1 protein-coding gene is annotated in these 1,059 nt (G+C 55.0%); it reads right to left on the bottom strand.

Annotated elements, in window-relative coordinates; genetic code table 11:
- Window positions 1-45: 45 nt before the first annotated feature.
- Window positions 46-903, bottom strand: coding sequence for a DMT family transporter (locus HMPREF9453_RS10375; protein WP_008860518.1), 858 nt, complete (start codon window positions 901-903; stop codon window positions 46-48).
- Between the last annotated feature and the right edge of the window lie 156 nt (window positions 904-1,059).

The following is a 1,059-nucleotide window of genomic DNA, read 5'->3' as shown; positions in this document are numbered from 1 at the left end:
GTCAACCTTCGGGAATACAGCTGCCCACCGCTATTGTCTCTACCCCTAGCTCTTCCTTGTCTTCCACAGCAGCATGGCGCTTCCGAAAACGATGACCGCCCCGCCTGTCCAGGAAAACAGGGTCAGTCTCTCTCCCCAAAGGAACCAGCCTGCCAGAATGTGGAAAAGGATGCCTGTGTACATGGCAAAGGTCACAATCACCGGCGGTATATGGGTGCATCCCCAGGTCAGAGCCACCTGGGCAAAAAGGGCAGACAGGGACATGAAGAAAATCCATACCCAGTCCACGCCGGAAGGCATTACCATATGACCTGCCATAAGGAGAGCGCCGCCTATCATAGAATAGATTTGGAAATAAAAAACAATTTCCGCCCCCGAGTGGCCTCCTTTTTCCGTGAGCCTGCCGATACAGGTATAGGCCGATGCGGTACAGAAGGAAGAAATCACACCCAGCAGGGCATATCCGTTGAAAGCCTGGAAATTCCACACCTGCAGCACCAAAGCGGCGCCGGCGGCAATGGTAACAAGCCAGGGCAGCACCTTTCCCGACGGGGTGGTGTGTAAGAAAATGGGAGACAGGATGCACATGAAGAAAGCGGAAAGCTGCACCAGAATTTCCGCGTCCCCCAGCTTGAGCCCCGGGAGGCTGTAGAAAAAGAGAAGGATGCCGAATCCGCCGAAAAGGCCCCGAAGGTGAAGGAGAAGCCTGTCTTTGCCGGAAAAGACAGCTTTCCCTTCATGCATGGCAATGAGGGGAATGAAAAGAAGGCCTGCCAGCCCGCGGATAAAGGTAATTTCTCCCATTCCCAGAGGGGCGAGCACCTTGGCGCTCACGTCCATGACGGTAAATAAAAAGGCCGCCAGTATGGAGGCGGTAATGCCCAGTGTCATTTGTCCTTTCATGTGGTTCCTGTCTTTCGTAGCTAATGTCTCTTGGGGTAATGGCTTTTATCGGTGCTTACCTGTATTCCCGAAGGTTGACACGCCTGCGGCGCGAGGGTTGAGCCAGCCGCCGGGCTGACGCACTGGGCTGGCAGGGTTCTGCCTGTGATCGGCTTC

The organism is Dialister succinatiphilus YIT 11850, assembly GCF_000242435.1.
GTDB classification, from domain to species: domain Bacteria; phylum Bacillota; class Negativicutes; order Veillonellales; family Dialisteraceae; genus Dialister; species Dialister succinatiphilus.
This window is presented reverse-complemented; position numbering and strand designations above follow the sequence as displayed.